General features: G+C 54.8%; 18 protein-coding genes. 4 read left to right on the top strand and 14 right to left on the bottom strand.

Features of this window, described 5'->3' with window-relative positions; genetic code table 11:
• Window positions 1-3: 3 nt before the first annotated feature.
• The 8 genes from F3J31_RS09415 to hinT form a co-directional block, all read right to left on the bottom strand.
• Window positions 4-543 (bottom strand): glycine zipper 2TM domain-containing protein, encoded by a 540-nt coding sequence (locus tag F3J31_RS09415; protein WP_008500779.1) that lies wholly within the window; start codon window positions 541-543, stop codon window positions 4-6.
• Window positions 544-736: 193 nt separating this feature from the next.
• On the bottom strand, window positions 737-2,041 hold the full coding sequence (locus tag F3J31_RS09410) for an NAD(P)/FAD-dependent oxidoreductase (RefSeq protein WP_008500780.1): 1,305 nt from the start codon (window positions 2,039-2,041) through the stop codon (window positions 737-739).
• Between the two features lie 239 nt (window positions 2,042-2,280).
• The gene (gene ycfP, locus F3J31_RS09405; RefSeq protein WP_167212726.1) at window positions 2,281-2,823 is read right to left on the bottom strand and encodes an alpha/beta hydrolase YcfP; all 543 of its coding nucleotides are present in this window, start codon (window positions 2,821-2,823) and stop codon (window positions 2,281-2,283) included.
• Window positions 2,824-2,857: 34 nt separating this feature from the next.
• The gene (nagZ, locus tag F3J31_RS09400) at window positions 2,858-3,883 is read right to left on the bottom strand and encodes a beta-N-acetylhexosaminidase (RefSeq protein WP_167213165.1); all 1,026 of its coding nucleotides are present in this window, start codon (window positions 3,881-3,883) and stop codon (window positions 2,858-2,860) included.
• 11 nt (window positions 3,884-3,894) lie between these two features.
• Window positions 3,895-4,719, bottom strand: a complete 825-nt coding sequence (gene thiK, locus F3J31_RS09395; RefSeq protein ID WP_167212723.1) for a thiamine kinase — start codon at window positions 4,717-4,719, stop codon at window positions 3,895-3,897.
• Window positions 4,700-5,347: a penicillin-binding protein activator LpoB gene (gene lpoB, locus F3J31_RS09390; protein ID WP_045326975.1), complete on the bottom strand. Its 648-nt coding sequence runs from the start codon at window positions 5,345-5,347 to the stop codon at window positions 4,700-4,702. Before lpoB ends, thiK begins: the two co-directional genes overlap by 20 nt.
• 10 nt (window positions 5,348-5,357) lie before the next feature.
• Window positions 5,358-5,732, bottom strand: coding sequence for a YcfL family protein (locus tag F3J31_RS09385; protein ID WP_045910208.1), 375 nt, complete (start codon window positions 5,730-5,732; stop codon window positions 5,358-5,360).
• 1 nt (window position 5,733) lies between these two features.
• Entirely contained in the window at window positions 5,734-6,093 is a 360-nt protein-coding gene (gene hinT / locus F3J31_RS09380; RefSeq protein ID WP_008500786.1) for a purine nucleoside phosphoramidase, read from the bottom strand.
• A gap of 350 nt (window positions 6,094-6,443) precedes the next feature.
• Here hinT and fhuE point away from each other — a divergent pair, with 350 nt between their 5' ends.
• Window positions 6,444-8,633, top strand: a complete 2,190-nt coding sequence (gene fhuE / locus F3J31_RS09375) for a ferric-rhodotorulic acid/ferric-coprogen receptor FhuE (protein ID WP_167212720.1) — start codon at window positions 6,444-6,446, stop codon at window positions 8,631-8,633.
• Between the two features lie 144 nt (window positions 8,634-8,777).
• Here the strand turns inward: fhuE and ptsG are convergent, their stop codons facing one another.
• The 6 genes from ptsG to pabC form a co-directional block, all read right to left on the bottom strand.
• Entirely contained in the window at window positions 8,778-10,211 is a 1,434-nt protein-coding gene (gene ptsG, locus F3J31_RS09370; protein WP_167212717.1) for a PTS glucose transporter subunit IIBC, read from the bottom strand.
• A gap of 298 nt (window positions 10,212-10,509) precedes the next feature.
• Window positions 10,510-11,304 carry a metal-dependent hydrolase gene (locus tag F3J31_RS09365; RefSeq protein ID WP_045910206.1) on the bottom strand — a complete coding sequence of 265 codons (795 nt, stop codon included), beginning with the start codon at window positions 11,302-11,304 and terminating at the stop codon, window positions 10,510-10,512.
• A gap of 10 nt (window positions 11,305-11,314) precedes the next feature.
• Window positions 11,315-12,319: a DNA polymerase III subunit delta' gene (gene holB / locus F3J31_RS09360; protein WP_048027447.1), complete on the bottom strand. Its 1,005-nt coding sequence runs from the start codon at window positions 12,317-12,319 to the stop codon at window positions 11,315-11,317.
• Window positions 12,316-12,957 (bottom strand): dTMP kinase, encoded by a 642-nt coding sequence (tmk, locus tag F3J31_RS09355; protein ID WP_167212714.1) that lies wholly within the window; start codon window positions 12,955-12,957, stop codon window positions 12,316-12,318. The genes holB and tmk overlap by 4 nt, the downstream gene beginning before the upstream one ends.
• Window positions 12,947-13,969: a cell division protein YceG gene (gene yceG, locus F3J31_RS09350; RefSeq protein ID WP_167212711.1), complete on the bottom strand. Its 1,023-nt coding sequence runs from the start codon at window positions 13,967-13,969 to the stop codon at window positions 12,947-12,949. The genes tmk and yceG overlap by 11 nt, the downstream gene beginning before the upstream one ends.
• A 2-nt stretch (window positions 13,970-13,971) precedes the next feature.
• Window positions 13,972-14,781 carry an aminodeoxychorismate lyase gene (pabC, locus tag F3J31_RS09345; protein ID WP_167212708.1) on the bottom strand — a complete coding sequence of 270 codons (810 nt, stop codon included), beginning with the start codon at window positions 14,779-14,781 and terminating at the stop codon, window positions 13,972-13,974.
• Window positions 14,782-15,191: 410 nt separating this feature from the next.
• Here pabC and F3J31_RS09340 point away from each other — a divergent pair, with 410 nt between their 5' ends.
• The 3 genes from F3J31_RS09340 to F3J31_RS09330 all read left to right on the top strand — a co-directional run bounded on the left by F3J31_RS09340 (window position 15,192) and on the right by F3J31_RS09330 (window position 19,056).
• Window positions 15,192-15,740 (top strand): fimbrial protein, encoded by a 549-nt coding sequence (locus F3J31_RS09340; RefSeq protein ID WP_167212705.1) that lies wholly within the window; start codon window positions 15,192-15,194, stop codon window positions 15,738-15,740.
• Between the two features lie 76 nt (window positions 15,741-15,816).
• Window positions 15,817-16,491 (top strand): molecular chaperone, encoded by a 675-nt coding sequence (locus tag F3J31_RS09335; RefSeq protein ID WP_167212702.1) that lies wholly within the window; start codon window positions 15,817-15,819, stop codon window positions 16,489-16,491.
• Between the two features lie 24 nt (window positions 16,492-16,515).
• Window positions 16,516-19,056 carry a fimbria/pilus outer membrane usher protein gene (locus F3J31_RS09330; protein ID WP_167212699.1) on the top strand — a complete coding sequence of 847 codons (2,541 nt, stop codon included), beginning with the start codon at window positions 16,516-16,518 and terminating at the stop codon, window positions 19,054-19,056.
• Window positions 19,057-19,067 lie beyond the last annotated feature (11 nt).

The raw sequence follows: 19,067 nt of genomic DNA, 5'->3' as shown, positions 1-19,067 counted from the left end.
TTTTTACACTTTGTTATTCAGAACCAGCTGACCATTTCCATCCAGTGGAATTTGCGTGCCAGGGTCTTTGTCCATGCGGATTTTGCCCTGCTGATCGCCAATTTTGTACGTCACGTCATAGCCCAGCATTTTTTCCGACTTGTCATAGACGGTTTTGCAGCGTTGCTGAGTCGTGGTGTAGGTATCGTTATCCTGCATCGCGCCCTGCACCTGGTTACCGGCATAGCCGCCACCCAGCGCGCCGACCACGGTCGCCACATCTTTACCCCGGCCGCCGCCGAACTGGTGACCAATCACGCCACCCGCTACCGCGCCCAGAACAGAACCGGCGATACGGTTTTCATCCTGCACCGGACGACGATGCGTCACGGAGACGTTACGGCACTCCTGACGAGGCGTTTTTACCGTTTCTTTAATCGGTGTAGCAGAAACCACCTGCGCATACTGCGGGCCGCGATCTAATACGTTGAGACTGGCAACGGCAGCCACACCTAACGCAGCCGCGACGCCAATCCCTATACCCGCCAACATTGATTTATTCACGGGACTTCCTCCTTTGTTGCTATTGGTAACAATTTTGCAATGGAGGCACGGCTTCGCCAATCAGATAAAGGATCAAAAAAGGGACGTTCAGAGGAGATATATTGTATTTAGGAGAACTCTTAAGCGCTCAATCTGTGATCTACAGCATGAAATGCTAAAAACTCCCTCCGGAGAGCCCGGAGGGAGTGAAAGATTAGTGCAGCTTCAGACGCGGACGGATCACGCGGTTGATTCTGCCCACCAGCATCATCAGCCCGGTTTTGAAGTAGCCGTGCAGCGCAATCTGGTGCATACGGTAGAGGGAGATATACACGAAGCGGGCAATGCGCCCTTCTACCATCATCGAGCCGCGCATCAGGTTACCCATCAGGCTGCCGACAGTAGAGAAGTTTGACAGAGACACCAGAGAACCATGGTCTTTGTAGACATAGGCCTTCATTGGCTTGCCTTTGTACTGCGCCAGAATGTTGTGCAGGACCAGGCTTGCCATCTGGTGTGCGGCCTGCGCGCGCGGCGGCACGAATCCACCTTCAGGACGGGCGCAGGAGGCGCAGTCACCGATAGCAAAGATTTCAGGGTCACGCGTGGTTTGCAGCGTTGGCTCCGTGACCAGCTGGTTAATGCGGTTGGTTTCCAGGCCGCCGATATCTTTCATAAAGTCAGGCGCTTTGATACCGGCCGCCCAGACCATCAGATCCGCTTTGATATACTCGCCGTCTTTGGTGTGCAGGCCGCCTTCGTCGGCGCTGGTCACCATAGTCTGCGTCAGCACCCGCACGCCCAGCTTGGTGAGTTCATTGTGCGCCGCACCGGAAATACGCGGAGGCAGCGCAGGCAGAATGCGTTCACCGGCTTCGACCAGCGTGACGTTCAGTGCTTCATTCGTTAATCCTTTGTAACCGTAGCTGTGCAGCTGTTTCACCGCATTGTGCAGCTCCGCAGACAGCTCAACGCCCGTCGCACCGCCGCCAACAATGGCGATATTCACCTTACCGTTCGCACCCATATTGCTGGTGTACTTCAGGAACAGGTTCAGCATTTCCTGATGGAAACGACGCGCCTGGTGCGGGTTATCGAGGAAGATACAGTGCTCTTTCACGCCCGGCGTGTTGAAGTCGTTGGAGGTACTGCCGAGCGCCATGACCAGCGTGTCATATGGCAGCTTGCGCTCAGGAACCAACAGCTCCCCTTTTTCATCACGCAGTTCTGCCAGAGTGATGGTTTTGCTTTCACGGTTGATGTCCACCACCGAGCCCAGCTGGAACTGGAAATGGTGGTTGCGCGCGTGTGCCAGATAGCTGAGCGCGTCCACGCCCTCGTCCAGAGAGCCGGTCGCCACTTCATGCAGCAGCGGTTTCCACAGGTGGCTGTGGTTACGATCCACCAGCGTGATTTTGGCTTTTTTACCGCGACCCAGCTTCTTACCCAACTGTGTCGCCAGCTCCAGCCCGCCAGCACCACCGCCTACAATCACTATCTTTTTCAATGGCGTAGTCAACGTGACCCCCTCAAATTATTAACCAATTGTTAATTAAAAGTTATAAAAATAACCCTTAATTAACAACAGGTTACAGCACTGAAACCATTCAGGTGCATTGAGAATACCACGTCAGGCGCATTGGTCATACCAAAATTGATATGCATCAAGTTTTGATGGCTTAAAAGTAGACAATTCTGGTCAAAAAGAAAGCCCGGCACGCTTTCGCGTGCCGGGCTTTGATGCCTGCAAACAGAGGATTAACCCAGCGTTTTAAACGCTTTGATACGCTGCAGGTGTGGGGAGATGTTTTTGAACTTGTGGGTCTGTTCTTCGTCCCAGACGATCTCATAGTAATGATGCAGAAGTTCTGCAGCCTGGTGGCTGTTGAGCGCCTCATCGTTACGCGACAGGATCACCAGACAGCGGTCACGGTTTTTCTCACGAAAATTGCTGACGCACTTGGTCGCAATATCGACATACTCTTCCGGGCGGTCGATTTTGCCTTCCATGTTTTCGTTCGGGAAAAGGTTGGGATTGAATACCACCTGACGGATGTCACACAGGAAGCCAATCCGCTCTGCCCAGTAACCGCCCAGCCCCACGCCGCAAATCAGCGGGCGATCGTCGACGTTGAGTTGCAACATCTTGTCCACCTCTTTGAGCAGATGCTGCATATCATGCTTCGGATGGCGCGTGCTGTAGCTGATCAACCGTACATCCGGATCGATAAACTGCAGCTGCAGCACCTTCTCATGATTACCAGGACTGTTTGAGTCAAAACCGTGTAAATAGATGATCATCGTCTTCTCACCACGCTACGCCTTCCGGGAGGGTTTACAGGCTGGCTTTATGTGCCTGCCAGCGCTCATTCAGGTCTTCAAGCCGGGCGTTGACCGTCTTCCAGCGCGCCGAATCCATCAGCTCCTGACGGCTAAATGAACCTTTATGATACAATTGTGTAACACGCTCTGCATTGATCGGCGACAGGTTATCCAGCACGCTCACGGCACCTTTACGATTATTGCAGACCAGGATCATATCGCAACCTGCATCCAGCGACGCCTGACCGCGTTCAGCGTAGCTGCCCATAATCGCCGCCCCTTCCATCGACAGATCGTCAGAGAAGATCACGCCATTGAAGCTCAGTTCCTGACGCAGAACGGTTTTCAGCCAGTGCGGAGAGCCGCTGGCAGGGCGCGGGTCAACGTCGCTGTAAATCACGTGCGCAGGCATGATGGCATCCAGCTTGTTGTCAGTGATAAGCGACCTGAACACCGACATATCTTTGGCGCGAATTTCAGCTTCCGGGCGCGGATCGCGCGGGGTCTCTTTGTGTGAGTCCGCCGTCACCGCCCCGTGGCCCGGGAAGTGTTTGCCGGTGGTTTTCATCCCGGCATCGTGCATGCCGTCAATGAACCGGGTCGCCATGGCCAGCGCAATGCGCGGATCGTCATGGTACGAGCGCTCGCCAATGGCGGCGCTGATATGCCCCACGTCCAGAACCGGGGCAAAACTGATGTCGATATCCATGGCAATCATTTCGCTGGCCATCAGCCAGCCGGCCTCCTGCGCCAGTTTCCCGCCCTCTTCCGTGCCGAGCAGCGCGGCAAAAGACTGGGCCGCCGGCAGGCGGGTAAACCCTTCGCGAAAACGCTGCACGCGGCCGCCTTCCTGATCGACGGCGACCACCAGATGATTGCGCGACGCGGCGCGGATCTGACGCACCAGCTCACGCAGCTGCGCCGGATCGTGATAGTTGCGGGTAAACAGGATCAGACCACCCACCAGCGGATGCGCCAGAATTTCACGCTCCTCCGCATCCAGTTCAAACCCTTCTACATCCAACATGACTGGACCCACATCCACCTCTCTTATCCTTTCGTTTGTAACTGACGCCAGGCATCGTCTGCCAGCGCAATAAAGTGTTTGTCTCTGGACTGCTGATAGCGCATTTCAAACCAGCCAGCCATTAACATGACGACCCAGGGCCGCCAGCGTTTAACCTGACGGCTCAGCGCGTCGGCGTTGATATGTGCCGCCTCGGCGTAGTCCCTGATCAGCGTCTGCCGCGCAGCGTCACTCTCCGTCCAGACTGCCGCCAGCTCCAGCGCCACATCGCCATCTCCGGCATATTCCCAGTCGATGAGCCTGATGCCCGCTGACGTATGCACAATATTTCCGGCATGAACATCCATGTGCAGCGGCGAGAGCCGAATCGACTGCGGCTCGCCCGTTTTACGCAACCGCTTGAGATGCGCCAGCCACACTGGGGTGCGTCTGTCAGGCGCGGCCTGCTGCCAGTAGCGTTCCAGCAGCGGGTATAACGTGATTCGCCATCCCAGACGTGGCTGCCGGTGCAGATGATACAGCATCGCCGCGAGCGCCGGCGTGTCCGGCAGCGCGCTTTTCACGTCACCGTCCAGATAGTCGACGGCCATCCAGCTCTCTCTGAAAAAACGGGGGGCAGGCACGAGATCTGACGGAAGACGCCTCAGGGCGCGAAACTGACGACGGAAATGGGAGGCAGGCGCATAGGGGTCGTGATGTTGCCGCAAGACCAGACGTCGCTCGCCCTGCGCTATAATGCAACTCGCGCCGCCAAGCCCGGAGTGGGCCTGCGGCGCGATAAGGCGGTACTGAGGAAAATAGCGCGTCAGAATCTCTTCACGCGTGCTGTCATTGTTGCGTAACCGCACCTTTACCTGACCAGATAATTTCGCCTGTCTGAACCAGCATCAGCTGCATCTGCAGGGCCGGTGTATTCACGTTACCGGTGGCGTTAGAGTACAGCACATACTGTGCACCAACGTTACGGGCAATGCCGATCGCCTTGCTGCGTGTGCCGAGGCTATCCTGCGGCGACAGGCCCAGCTGCTGTTTGGCTACCGCGAGCTGCTGAGCCGAGACCAGCGTAAACTTACCGTTGTTTGCCAGGGCGTTGCGCAGCGTTTCAGTCGCTTCGCCCGCGTTCAGCGAACCGTTGGTACGGTTGTTCACGCTATCAACCAGCAACACGCTACCTGCCGTCACGCCCTGTGCCTGCAGCATTTTGCCGACCATGGGCTGCATTGCGCCGTTCCAGTCGTAATGGCGCACGCGCGGCGTGGGCTGCGACGTCTGGTCCGGATGCTCGATCGGACCTGGCTGTGCCGGTATAGACGGTACGGACGGCACAGTTGGCTGCGGCTGCGTTGGCTGTGTCGGCTGTTCAGTGCCCGGTTTCGCCTCTTCCACAGGCGCTGGCTGTTCAGTTCGGGTCACACACCCCGCCAGGAACAGCGCGAAAGCTGTCACGAGCGCATAGCGGCTCAAGTTTTTAATCAAGGTTCACCCCTTAGAGATAAAGATAAAGTCTCACCTTATGCGCACCCAGATAGTTGGCGCTGCCATAGAGCGTTACCGACGATCTGGCCGGAATGGTGACGCTGCGCGGCGCCTCCAGCGGATGCATTTCGAGACCTCTTACGTCATACCAGAAAAAACGGTAGTGGACCGTCACGGGTTCATGTCTTTCATTAAAGAGCGTAGAGGAGGCTGATGAATTGATTTCACTGATGGTCAGCGCGGGTTGTTGCGCCGTGATGCCCGCGGCAAGCACGGAGGATTCCATCACCAGCGTCTGTTCATCGTTCACGGGGATCGCCGGGCGCGAACTGCACCCCACAATCATCATCGTCATTACCAGCGCTGCAATACGCCCTTTACGCATGTCAAAGACCTTTATGTGCCAGCATCGGCCCCAGAGGACGTCCACCCAGCAGATGCATGTGAATATGATAGACTTCCTGGCCGCCATGACGGTTGCAGTTCATGATCAGACGGTAACCGTCTTCTGCAATCCCTTCCTGTTCGGCGATTTTCGCGGCCACCGTCAGCATACGACCTAATGCCACTTCATGCTCGGTTTTTACGTCGTTTACGGTCGGAATCAGAATATTGGGAATGATAAGGACGTGCGTCGGAGCCTGAGGGGAAATGTCCCGAAAAGCCGTTACCAGTTCATCCTGATAGACGATATCCGACGGAATTTCGCGACGAATAATTTTACTGAAAATCGTTTCTTCAGCCATGACCTATTCCTTTTTTGATTAATCAGGCGCGATGCGTCCGCTGTTAACACACGCTCTGGATGAGGGCGTGACACAATTCAAGAGTATGAGCGAGTTTCTCCTGTCCTTTCAACCTCCTCCCTCGATTTCTTTCCTTAATGTTTATCAGCTGAGTGAAGAGTGACCGCTCGCGGGCCTTAATGGGCTGAAACATTATTTCAGTTCCGGTCGACACATCTGTTTACAGCATTAATAGCAATGCGTATATTTCGCATTTGCATTTTCATGCGCATTTTTAACATAGAAAACGACGCCAGCCCGCGTCCGCGGGACTGACGCATACCCTCTTCATCGTTCATAAGGGTTTAATCATGTCTTTCATTCATCACACCAGGGATGGGCAACGTCAGCCTGTCGCAACGCCTTCGTTGCTGGCAGTCTGCATTGCTATGGCACTGACGCCAGCCACCGCTTTCGCTGCATCAACAGCCGAAGATACCGTTATTGTTGATGGCGGTTTTGACCAAACGCAGGATCCTTCTGCAAGTCAGGAGCGGGATTACAGCGTCAAAACCACCACCACCGGCACGAAGCTGTTGCTGGTTCCCCGCGATATCCCGCAGTCCGTCAGCGTGATTAGCCAGCAGCGCATGGCCGATCAGAACCTGCAGTCCATCGGCCAGGTGTTAACCAACACCACGGGCGTAACAGCGCAGGTGCAGGACAGCGACCGTACCGTGTTTTACTCGCGCGGATTTTTCGTCAGTAATTACGCCTATGACGACCTGCCAACCTCCATCAGCGAAGTGTGGAACTTTGGTGATACCGCCGCCGATACGGCGATTTATGACCGCATCGAAGTGGTCCGCGGTGCCACCGGCCTGATGTCCGGTACGGGCAACCCGGCAGCGTACGTCAACATGGTGCGTAAGCATGCGGACAGCAATGAATTCAAAGGCAATGTTTCGGCCAGCTATGGCAGCTGGGATAAGCAGCGCTACGTGCTGGATCTCCAGGCGCCGCTGGTGGAGTCAGGTAAGCTACGGGGCCGGATGATCGCAGGTTATCAGGACAACGACAGCTTCATGGATAACTATCACTACCGAAAGAAATTCCTCTATGGCGTGATGGATGCGGACGTCACCGACAGCACCACCCTCTCGGTGGGATACGAATATCAGGAAAGCCATACCGCCGACCCAACCTGGGGCGGACTCCCGACCTGGTACAGTGACGGAAGTAAGACCGATTACAGTCGCAGCCAGACCGTCGCGCCTGACTGGGCCTGGTCTGATAAAGACAGCACCCGCATCTTCGCTAACCTGACTCAGCGTTTCGATAATGGCTGGGAAGCACACATTAACGGCATGCATGCTGAAACCAACTTCGACTCTAAGCTGATGTATATGTCCGGCTATCCGGATAAAGAGACCGGTGCAGGCATGGTTGGCTACGGCGGCTGGAACCGTGGCGAACGGAAACAGGATGCCGTGGACGCTTTCCTGCGCGGCGATTTCGATCTCTTCGGCCGTCAGCACGAAATGATGTTCGGCGGCAGCTTCAGTCGTCAGCGTAACCATTACGACAACTCAATGCCTGACGCGGTTTACGGCATGGTTGATGTGGGTAACTTTAAGAACTGGAACGGTAACATTGCCGACCCGCAGTGGACGCCGTGGAAACTCTACAGCCAGGACGACATTCGCCAGTCCTCAGCGTATACCTCCGCCCGCTTCTCGCTGGCCGATCCGCTGCATCTGATCCTCGGCGCACGTTATACCAACTATAACATCCGCTATAACCCTGCGGGCTCCCCGGACACCCGTCTGGAAAGTACCAAAGATGACGTAACGCCCTACGCGGGCCTGGTCTACGACATCAATGAAGACTGGTCGACCTACGTCAGCTATACCTCTATCTTCCAGCCCCAGGACAAGCGGGACGCCAGCGGACGCTATCTCGACCCTACTACGGGCAAAAGCTACGAAGCCGGTGTGAAAGCAGACTGGTTCAATACCCGTCTTACCACCTCGCTGGCAATATTCCGCATTGAGCAGGATAACGTAGCAAGCAATACCTATACCTATATGCCGAGCGGTGAGTCAATTTACCAATCGCTGGACGGCGTAGTGAGCAAAGGGATTGAGTTCGAGCTGAACGGCGCGTTGACCGATAACTGGCAACTGACCTTCGGCGCGACCCGCTACATTGCGGAAGATAAGAATGGCAACGCCGTCAGCTCCGATCAGCCGCGTACAACCATGAAGCTGTTCACCCGTTATCAACTGCCAATGTTGCCGGAACTGACCGTGGGCGGTGGCGTGAACTGGCAAAACAAGGTGTGGACGGATGTGGATGGCGCGCCGGCTGGCCGTACCCGCGCGGAGCAAGGCAGCTACGGGCTGGTTAACCTGTTCAGCCGTTATCAGGTCACCAAAGATTTTGCTGTTCAGGCGAACGTCAACAACCTGTTCGACAAAGAGTATTACGATTACGTCGGCTCTTATGTGGTTTATGGCGCGCCGCTGAACGTCTCGGTGAGCGCGAGCTACGACTTCTGAGTGTTAAGCCGGGTGGCGGCTACGCCTTACCCGGCCTACATTTGCATTTCGTAGGTCCGGTAAGCGCAGCGCCGCCGGGCATGACAAACAGCACAAATAAAAAAGGCAGCCATTCGGCTGCCTTAGTCTCCCCAGGGTCACAACTTAGTTGTTGCGGATGTACTCATCCATTTCGGTTTTCAGGTTATCGGATTTAGTACCGAAGATCGCCTGTACACCCGAACCTGCAACAACTACGCCAGCTGCACCCAGTTTTTTCAGACCCGGCTGGTCTACTTTCGCGACATCAGCAACGCTCACACGCAGACGAGTGATACACGCGTCCAGGTTAGTGATGTTCTCTTTACCACCGAACGCGGCAACCAGTGCAGGAGCCATTTCGCTGGTCGCGCCCGCTTTGCTGTCTTCTGTCGCATCTTCACGGCCTGGGGTTTTCAGGTCCAGTGCTTTAATCAGCACGCGGAAGATGGTGTAGTAAACAACGGCATAGCACGCACCGACGATTGGGAACAGCCACAGTTTGCTGCTGTTACCGGACAGAACGATGAAGTCGATCAGGCCGTGAGAGAAGGACGTACCGTCACGCATACCCAGCAGAATACAGATTGGGAACGCCAGGCCCGCCAGAATCGCGTGGATAACGTACAGGATCGGCGCAACGAACATGAAGGAGAACTCGATCGGCTCGGTGATACCGGTCAGGAACGAGGTCAGCGCTGCGGAGATCATGATACCGCCCACTTTTGCACGGTTCTCTGGCTTCGCAGAGTGCCAGATAGCAATCGCCGCTGCTGGCAGACCGTACATTTTGAACAGGAAGCCACCAGACAGTTTACCTGCAGTTGGGTCGCCCGCCATGTAACGTGGGATATCGCCGTGGAATACTTGACCTGCTGCGTTGGTGTATTCACCAATCTGCATCTGGAATGGAACGTTCCAGATGTGGTGCAGACCAAATGGCACCAGGCAACGCTCGATGAAGCCGTAGATACCAAACGCCACAACCGGGTTCTGGTAAGCAGCCCACTGAGAGAAGGTCTGGATAGCGGAGCCGATTGGTGGCCAGATGAAGGACAGGATCACGCCAGTGAAAATCGCTGCCAGACCAGAGATGATCGGAACGAAACGCTTGCCCGCGAAGAAGCCCAGGTACTCAGGCAGCTTGATGCGATAGAAGCGGTTGAACATATACGCTGCAATCGCACCGGAGATGATACCGCCGAGAACACCGGTGTCTGCCAGGTGTTTCGCAGCGATCTCTTCTGCCGGTAAATGCAGAACCAGCGGCGCAACCACAGCCATGGTTTTCACCATGATGCCGTAAGCAACCACTGCAGCCAGCGCAGATACGCCGTCGTTATTGGTGAAGCCCAGAGCCACACCGATCGCGAAGATCAGTGGCATGTTAGCAAAGACAGAACCGCCTGCTTCGGCCATCACGTGGGACACTACGGCTGGCAGCCAGCTGAAGTTAGCAGAACCGACACCCAGCAGGATACCTGCGATAGGCAGTACGGATACTGGCAGCATCAGCGATTTACCGACCTTTTGCAGGTTAGCAAATGCATTCTTAAACATAATTGAGAGTGCTCCTGAGTATTTGTGCTTTTTTTTACGCTTTCACGCATTGGCCCGGGGGGAGTACCGTGCCGTGGACAGGACATCTAAGCGCCCTTTATTTATTACACAGAGTAAAATAATTCCCTCTGAGTTTGTTTGACGGCTATCACGTTTCAGCTTAAGACGGTCGAAAAACTTTCAGTTATTTACAAAAAGCATGTCCAGATGTGTCTAAAAACAGCATCACCGCCCCAAATGAGGCGGTGAACTTTACTCGGTTTATTTATTAATTACGAGCCTAAAAAAAACAGGTGTATCAGACAGATTGCAGGCGGGCAGGGTCAATATGGAACAGCGTGGAGAAGTTTTCTGTCGTCACGCGGGCCAGCTCTTCAATGCTGACGCCCTTCAGGACGGCCATGTACTCAGCCACATCTCGCGTCATCGCGGGCTGGTTCTCTTTACCGCGATGCGGAACCGGTGCCAGATAGGGAGAATCGGTCTCTACCAGAATGCGATCGAGCGGAACATAACGTGCAGCATCACGCAGCTGCTCAGCGTTACGGAACGTCACAATCCCGGAAAACGAGATATAAAACCCCAAATCAAGCAGTTTACCCGCCGTTTCTCTGTCTTCTGTGAAACAGTGTAGTACGCCACCGCAATCCGTCACGTTTTCTTCCCGGAGGATCGCCAGGGTATCCGCACGCGCATCGCGGGTGTGGACGATAACCGGCTTGTTCAGTTCGCGGCCAATGCGAATATGGTTGCGGAAGGACGCCTGCTGGCGCGGTTTGGTTTCCGGCGTGTAGAAATAGTCCAGCCCAGTCTCGCCCATTGCCACCACGCCCTCTTCCGCCGCCAGACGACGCAAATCGTCAACGTCATATTCTTCATCCTGGTTCAGGGGGTGTACGCCGCAGGAAAACACCACGTTATCGCGAACGCCCACCAGCTCGCGCATCGTGCGATAGCCCGGCAGCGTCGTCGCTACCGCAAGACAGAATTTCACATCGCGGGCGGCGGCTTTTTCCAGCACGTCATCCACGTTTTTATGCAGGGATTGATAATCCAGGCCATCAAGATGGCAGTGTGAGTCGACTAAAAACATAATGTCTCTCTCAGAGATGGGAAACCGGCGGTGTGGTGCCGGGTTGCAGGTAGTGTTCAATACGCAGTAACTGGTCGGTCAGTAAAAGCTCGCGATTAAGACCCGTCACGGTTAAAAGCTGTTCTCGGCTCTGGCAAATTTCATGAAGCATCGCATGAAGAATCGTCCCTGAGAGGCGGTTCGCCAGCGTATTCACCAGTGTCCACGCGTCCGGGTTGGTCAGCAGCGTTGCTCCTTGCTGAAGTTTGAGGGCATCCAGCAGTAACGAGGCCAGCCAGTGCAGGCGCTCAACGGCCTGATCGCTGTTAAGCGCAGGCAATACGCTTAGCCAATCGTGGTTATTGAGTGCCATTTCGACGGCCCGGCAAAGCGTTTCTCGCTGTGACCATACGTCAGGCTGCAGCAATGCCAGCGCCGCTGCGGGCGCGCCACTGCTCAAGCGCAAGGCGGACAGCGCACTCTCAGGTGACGTTGTCACCTCTCGCTCCAGCCAGCTCAGCGCCCACGATTCCTGAGGCACAGCAAGGTGATGAAGACGACAGCGGCTGCGCAGCGTCGCCAGCAAGCGTCCCGGGTCACGGCACGAGAGGAAAAACCACGTTTTTACCGGCGGCTCTTCCAGGGTTTTCAGCAGGGCGTTAGCTGCCGCCTCGGTCAGCTGCGTGGCGTCTTTAAGCCAGACCACTTTAGCGCCGCCCAGTCGCGCGTGTTCGTACAATTTTTCACTGACTTCCCGCACGGCATCGATACCGAGCGCGCTTTTCCCCTTCTCCGGCTCAAGCGTGTAGTAGTCAGGATGTGTGCCCGCCTGCATCAGCTGACAGCCGCGGCATTTGCCGCAGCTTTTATGCCCTTCCGGCTGCTGGCACATCAGAAAACGGGTGATGGCATAAATCAATGCATCATCGCCCATTCCCGGCAATGCCTGAATCAGTAACGCATGATGCCCCCGCCCCGCCTGATAGCTGCCGATCAGCTGTTCAAAGTGCGGGCGCAACCATGGATACCATTTCATGCCTGCTGCTCCTGCACCCACTGCGTCACGGTTTGCTGAATGTCACGCGTCACCTCATCCAGGGATTGCGTTGCATCGATGGTACGAATGGAGCTGTCCTGTGCGGCCAGCTCAAGATAGCGCGCACGGGTGCGGTTAAAGAAATCAAACGACTCTTGTTCAATGCGGTCGAGTTCGCCGCGCGCGCGGGCGCGTTTAAGACCCACTTCCGGGGTCACATCCAGATAGAGCGTCAGGTCGGGGCGAAAATCCCCCAGTACGGCATTGCGCAGCGTTGCCAGCATGGTCTGGTCAATACCGCGTCCTCCGCCCTGATACGCCTGAGTCGACAGATCGTGACGATCGCCGATAACCCACTTGCCATCGGCCAGGGCAGGTTTGATCACCGTCTCAACCAGCTGTACGCGCGCCGCGTAGAACATTAACACTTCGGCTTTGTCTGTGATCGCTTCATCGCCAACGGATTTAATATCCAGCACCAGGCTGCGCAGCTTTTCAGCCAACTGCGTGCCGCCCGGCTCGCGGGTAAATACCATGTCCGCCACGCCAAGCGCGTTGAGCGTATCCACCACCACGTTGCGGGCGGTGGTTTTACCCGCCCCTTCGAGTCCCTCAATGACAATGTATTTACTGCGCATTTTTTTCCTTAAGTGCCTTCAGATAGTCCTGAACAGAGCGATTGTGGCTGGCAAGGTTAGTGTTAAAGGTGTGTCCCCCTTTTCCATCTGCCACAAAATAGAGATACGGTGTTTTCGCCGGATGCGCGGCGGCTTTCAGCGACGCTTCGCTCGGCGTGGCAATCGGACCAGGCGGTAAACCGCTAATCACGTAGGTATTATACGCCGTTGGCGTCTCCAGATCTTTTCTGGAGATCTTGCCCATGTAGCTCTCGCCCATGCCGTAGATGACGGTAGGGTCGGTTTGCAGGCGCATGCCAATGCGCAGACGGTTGATAAATACTGACGCCACCCGATCGCGCTCGGCGGCAACGGCGGTCTCTTTCTCGATAATCGAGGCCATGGTGACAAACTGGTTTTGATCTTTATAGGGTAACCCCTCCATTCGCCCTTCCCAGGCCGCATCCACGGCGGCGACCATTTTTTTGTGCGCCCGCTTCAGGATCGCCACATCGGTCGTGCCGGCGGTGTACATCCAGGTATCTGGCCAGAACCAGCCCTCCACCCATTCGGGATGCTCAAACTTGAGCACGTCGGCCACCGTCTGGTAGCTGTCATCCTTCAGGGTATGTTTGATATACGGCGCATCGCGCAGCTGTTTGAGGTAATCACTCAGTCGCATCCCTTCAACAAATCGCAGAGGGAACTGTGCTTCTTTGCCGCTTTCCAGCAGCTGCAGCATCTCTCTGACGGTCATTCCCGGCGTAAAGCGATAGGTACCGGCTTTGAAATGTGACAGTTCAGGCTCCACACGCAATAACCACTGGAATACCCGTGGACGATTGATAATTTTATCACCGTAGAGCTGTTCCCCAAGCGCCTGGCGGCCGGTTCCCGCTTTCAGGGTAAAGATCGTTTCGTCTTTAACCAGGATCTTGCTGTCCGCCAGTTGGCGAACTTTCCATACGCCTGCTCCGCCAGCAACGCCCAGCGCAACAATGAGGAGAAGGACAAAGCGCAACATTTTTTTCATGACTATCTGGTTTGCTCACATATCGGGGCTAAAAACTGAAACAGCTCGCGCGACGACCAGCGTAGCTGGCCACAGGCGCGAACGGGCACAACAGGCATCAGCGCGTTGCAAATGATGACTTCATCAGCAGTCTGTAGCACCTCTTCCTTTGCGTTAACTTCGACAACGTGAAAGTCAGAGTGTGCCAGCTGCTGCAAACAAAATTGGCGCATTATGCCGTTCACGCCAGCCTGATCCAGCGCGGGGGTGAACACGTTCCTGCCCTGTCGCCAGAACAAATTAGCCGCACAGCATTCCGTAATGAACCCTTCGCTGTCAAGGACCAGCGCCTCATCGGCGTCCGTCTGTTCAAGATGAGTACGAATTAGGACCTGTTCAAGGCGATTCAGATGCTTGAGACCCGCCAGATAAGGATTACGCCCGAGTGGTACCGGGCTGGGCGCCAGCGTCACGCCGTCCGCTTTCCAGCGGACATAGTGAGAAGGATAAGGGGAAACATGAAGGATGCGCGTTGGATGCTGACACCCTGCCGTACTGTAACCTCGCCCCCCCGCCCCGCGGGTGATCGTCACTTTCAGGACGCCCTCCGCATGAGGCTGTGCCAGGCGACGCATTTCGTCACTGAGTAATTCCCAGTCCTGAAACGGGATAGCCAGTCGGGTACAGGCGTCCTGAAGGCGAGCCAGATGGCGCGCTAACATCACCACATTTCCGGCATCAATACGTGCAGTGGTGAAACAGCCGTCACCAAACTGAACTGCACGATCGTTTGCTGCCAGTTTATCAATCACTTCACCATTAATCAGAAACATGGGGCCCTCCGTACACAGGCGTACCAGAGTGTCAGGTGAAGGACAGCATCGCAAGCTTTTTGCATGCAGGAATCGAATAGATGTTTCTGAATATTAATATTTTTTATTGCAAATGACGCCGCTTAAACGTCACCGTGAAGGGAAAAATAGTTTATTGCGAAATAAAAACAACAAATAAAATACAGCCCTATTATTTATATCAAAAATGAATTTAGTAAAATTAAAATTGTTTTTTAAATTAAGTTTATGGTTAACAAAGCGACAAATAAATATACTCCTGACAAATAATTAACGGATGCAACAAGACTTTGCAGATGAAATAACATGTCATTATGTATTAAGCAAGTTTACCCCCGGGTGAGCTTGCTTAATATTCGCAAAGAAAATAAACCAAGAAAGGAACTTCTGAAATGAAAGGAAAATTGGCTGCTGCGGCACTGCTTACCGCCATGGGTATGGCATCGTCAGCGATGGCACAGGACGGTACCGTCAACTTCACGGGTAAAATTATTGAGGCAGGCTGCCAGGTCGACAGCAGCGTCACCAACCCACAGTCTGTGAAAATGGGTGAAGTGGCAAAAACGGCATTCGCTGCCGCCGGTGACACCGCAGCCACCACCAAATTTTCACTGGTGTTAAGTGGCTGCCCGGCAGACCTGCTGGGCAAACCGGTCTCCGTTAAGTATGACGGTACACCTGATACCCTCAACAATGACTATCTGCAGCTCACGGGCTATGGCACTACCGGTGTTGCCGACGGCGTTGCAATTCAGTTATTGAATGCTGACAGCACGGCGCTGCCGCTCGGTACCGCGTCTAAAGCCATCAACATTAAAGGCAGCACAACTGCACCTGAGTCAACCAAACTCGATTTCTTCGCTCGCTATATTGCAACCAAAGCGGCAGTCACTGGCGGGAGCGCGAATGGTTCCGTCAACTTTACGCTGACCTATAACTAATTGCTGAAAACGGCTTGTCCGTAATATGAAACGCATAAAGCCGGAGGTGCTCCGGCTTTATTTTTAAGGTAATGCCATGAATAAATACATCCCCTATATTGCCGCAACCGTGCTTACCGTTACGGCGTCAGCGCAGGCTGGCGTTATTGTCGGTGGAACGCGCGTTATCTATAACGGCGATAAAAAAGAGACCTCTCTTAGCGTTAAAAACCCTGATAAATCATCCTATCTCATTCAGTCGTGGAGTGATGCGGGTGAAAACAGCGCGGATAAATCCCCCTTCATGGTGACTCCGCCGCTCTTTCGCCTTGGATCTGGCCAGGAAAACACGCTGCGCATCATACGTACGGGTGGCAACCTGCCGGAAGATCGCGAATCGCTTTACTGGATGAATATTAAATCCATTCCGGCCACCGAAAAGCAGGACAACGCCAACACCCTGCAAATTGCGGTTAAAACGCGAATCAAGCTGATCTACCGCCCGACATCCTTAACGCAGCAACCGGAAGCGCTCACCGGCAAGCTCCGCTGGCAGCGCAGTGGAAACACACTCACGGTGACCAATCCCACGGCGTATTACATGAACTTTAGCAAGCTCAAGGTCGGGACCGGCGTGGTAACGGACGCTACCTATGTTGCACCGATGAGCTCAGCCAGCTTCACCCTTCCCATCAATGCCAGCGGGGATGTGACCTGGACATTGATTGATGATTTTGGTTCCGTCGGCGACGAGCATCGCGCGCGCCTCTAACACCATTACCGAAAGGATATCGGGATGCATGCAGACGCATACAAAAAAACAATGACATTGAGTCAACTTGCCTGCTTTATCGCCTTGCAGTGCGCCCTGCCGCTATGTAATAGCGCAATGGCCCGTGAATACTTTGACCCGGCACTTCTGGGGATTGACGGCCCGGGCAAAGACCTGACCGACCTGTCTGCCTTTGAGGAAGGCGTTGGCCAGATGCCAGGCACCTACCGTGTTGACGTGGTTCTCAATAACACCGTATTCGGCACACGCGACATCGCATTCGCGCTGAAAAAAGACGCCGCTGGCAACAGTTCACTTCAGCCGTGTCTGAGCACAGAGATGTTACGTGAGCTGGGTGTACGCCTCGAACAGTTCCCTGCCCTTACGGGCAGCTGCGCCGATTTAAGCGTCATTCCTCAGGCTAGCGCCAAATTTATTTTCGAACGCCAGCAGTTGCAGCTTTCTTTGCCACAGGCGGCTATCAACGCGCAGGCGCGAGGCTATGTACCACCCGAGCAGCTTGATGAAGGGATTAATGCCCTGCTGCTTAACTACAACTTCAGCGGCGATAATACGCAAGGCCGACGCAGTGAAATACCTGACTCTGATAACTACTACCTGAGCCTGCGGCCGGGACTCAACATGGGGCCGTGGCGTATCCGTAACTACAGTACCTGGAACCGCAGCACTAACGGCAGCGACACACAGGAAAGCTGGGATTCCATCTACACCTACGCACAGCGCAACATTATTTCCCTAAAAAGCCAGCTGACCGTCGGGGACAGCAACGCGCCGTCGGACATGTTCGACAGCGTGCCATTTCGCGGCGCGCAGCTCGCGTCTGATGATGACATGCTACCAGACAGCCTGCGCGGCTACGCGCCGGTCGTGCGTGGCATCGCCCGCACGAACGCTCAGGTGATTATTAAGCAAAACGGCTACACCATCTACCAGAGCTACGTCTCGCCCGGTGCCTTTGAAATCACCGATATGTACCCGACAGGAAGCAGCGGCGATCTTGATGTCACGATCAAAGAGGCTGACGGCAGCGAACAGCACCAGACCGTTGCATTCGCCTCATTACCCGTCCTGCAGCGCGAAGGACGCGTTAAGTTCAGTCTGACCAGCGGTCAATATCGGCCCTATGATGGCGATATCGACAAAGAGATGTTTACCCAGGCTACTGCCATTTACGGTCTGCCGGCCGGGTTTACGGTATATGGAGGCGGTCAGTTCTCGCAGCACTATCAGTCTCTGCTCAGTGGTGTTGGTAAGAACTTCGGTACGATTGGCGCGGTATCCATTGATGGCACGCAGGCATGGTCCAGCCAGAAGGATCAGGATAAAGAGAGCGGCCAGTCATGGCGCGTTCGCTACAGTAAAAACATTCTGGAAACGGGGACAAACATCTCTATCGCCGGATACCGCTATTCTACCTCAGGCTATTACACCCTGTCTGAAGTGCTGGATACCTGGCGTGACGACGCGTGGCGCACAAATAACGATCGCCGACGTAACCGCGCCGAGTTTCTCCTGAACCAGAATATTGGTGAGAAACTTGGCTCACTGTCATTAACGACGATGAGCGAAGACTACTGGAACAGCGATCGGAAAATGCGTTCGATCGGCGTTGGCTATAGCAACAGCTGGTCAGGCATCACCTACAACCTTAACTACAGCTATAACCGCAACACGACCGATTCGGAGAACGATAAAATTTACGACGAGGACCAGATTTTCTCGTTAAGTATTACCGTACCGCTCGATCGCTGGTTGAGCAACAGCTACGCCACTTACAGCCTGAATACCAGCAAGCGCGGCGATACCAGCCATAACGTCGGGTTGAACGGGTCGCTGCTCGAGGATCGCAACCTCAACTGGAACGTTCAGGAGAGTCAAACCAACCACGGTGAAGGCAACGGTGGCTATGCCAGCCTGGATTATCAGGGCACCTATGCCCGGGTGAATAGCGCCTACAGCTACGACCACGACCAGAAGCGTGTTAACTACGGCATTGAGGGCGGCATTGTTGCCCATGCCCATGGTGTGACGCTGAGCCAGGCGCTGGGTGAAACAGCCGCGCTGGTGGAAGCCCCTGGCGCGAACGGCGTCTCGGTGAGTAACCAGACGGGGGTCAGAACCGACTTTCGTGGTTACACGGTCGTCCCTTATGTGACGCCGTACCGGGAATCCACGCTGTCGCTGGATACCGCCACTCTGCCAGAGAGTGCTGACGTAGAGCTATCCAGCCAGAAGATCACCCCTACCCGCGGTGCAATCGTCCGTGCGCATTTTGATACGCGTGTCGGTAAACGCGTACTGATGACGCTGATTCGAAGCAATGGCGAACCCGTACCGTTTGGGGCGATGGTGACCGCTTCCGACAATGCGTCAGGGAACATTGTTGGCGACAGCGGGCAGGTTTATTTAACCGGCATGCCGCAGAAGGGCTCCTTGCTGCTGAAATGGGGTAATGCTTCAAAAGAACAGTGCAGCGTCAGCTACCGTCTTCCGGAAGAGACCCCGGCAAGCGGCGTGATTGAACTCAATGCCACCTGCCAATAGAGAGACTCAAG

Source organism: Enterobacter sp. Acro-832, assembly GCF_011752745.1.
GTDB lineage: Bacteria > Pseudomonadota > Gammaproteobacteria > Enterobacterales > Enterobacteriaceae > Enterobacter > Enterobacter quasiroggenkampii.
The sequence above is the reverse complement of the archived record's forward strand: the minus strand, read 5'-3'. Positions and strand labels throughout refer to the sequence as shown.

Bases quoted from the DNA above. Each gene is read 5' to 3' on its own strand.
- pabC (WP_167212708.1), bottom strand. From the start codon at position 14,781: ATGTTTCTGATTAATGGTGAAGTGATTGATAAACTGGCAGCAAACGAT.
- F3J31_RS09330 (WP_167212699.1), top strand. From the start codon at position 16,516: ATGCATGCAGACGCATACAAAAAAACAATGACATTGAGTCAACTTGCC.
- fhuE (WP_167212720.1), top strand. From the start codon at position 6,444: ATGTCTTTCATTCATCACACCAGGGATGGGCAACGTCAGCCTGTCGCA.
- F3J31_RS09385 (WP_045910208.1), bottom strand. From the start codon at position 5,732: ATGCGTAAAGGGCGTATTGCAGCGCTGGTAATGACGATGATGATTGTG.
- hinT (WP_008500786.1), bottom strand. From the start codon at position 6,093: ATGGCTGAAGAAACGATTTTCAGTAAAATTATTCGTCGCGAAATTCCG.
- ycfP (WP_167212726.1), bottom strand. From the start codon at position 2,823: ATGATCATCTATTTACACGGTTTTGACTCAAACAGTCCTGGTAATCAT.
- F3J31_RS09365 (WP_045910206.1), bottom strand. From the start codon at position 11,304: ATGTTTTTAGTCGACTCACACTGCCATCTTGATGGCCTGGATTATCAA.
- F3J31_RS09335 (WP_167212702.1), top strand. From the start codon at position 15,817: ATGAATAAATACATCCCCTATATTGCCGCAACCGTGCTTACCGTTACG.
- yceG (WP_167212711.1), bottom strand. From the start codon at position 13,969: ATGAAAAAAATGTTGCGCTTTGTCCTTCTCCTCATTGTTGCGCTGGGC.
- F3J31_RS09340 (WP_167212705.1), top strand. From the start codon at position 15,192: ATGAAAGGAAAATTGGCTGCTGCGGCACTGCTTACCGCCATGGGTATG.
- holB (WP_048027447.1), bottom strand. From the start codon at position 12,319: ATGAAATGGTATCCATGGTTGCGCCCGCACTTTGAACAGCTGATCGGC.
- tmk (WP_167212714.1), bottom strand. From the start codon at position 12,957: ATGCGCAGTAAATACATTGTCATTGAGGGACTCGAAGGGGCGGGTAAA.
- ptsG (WP_167212717.1), bottom strand. From the start codon at position 10,211: ATGTTTAAGAATGCATTTGCTAACCTGCAAAAGGTCGGTAAATCGCTG.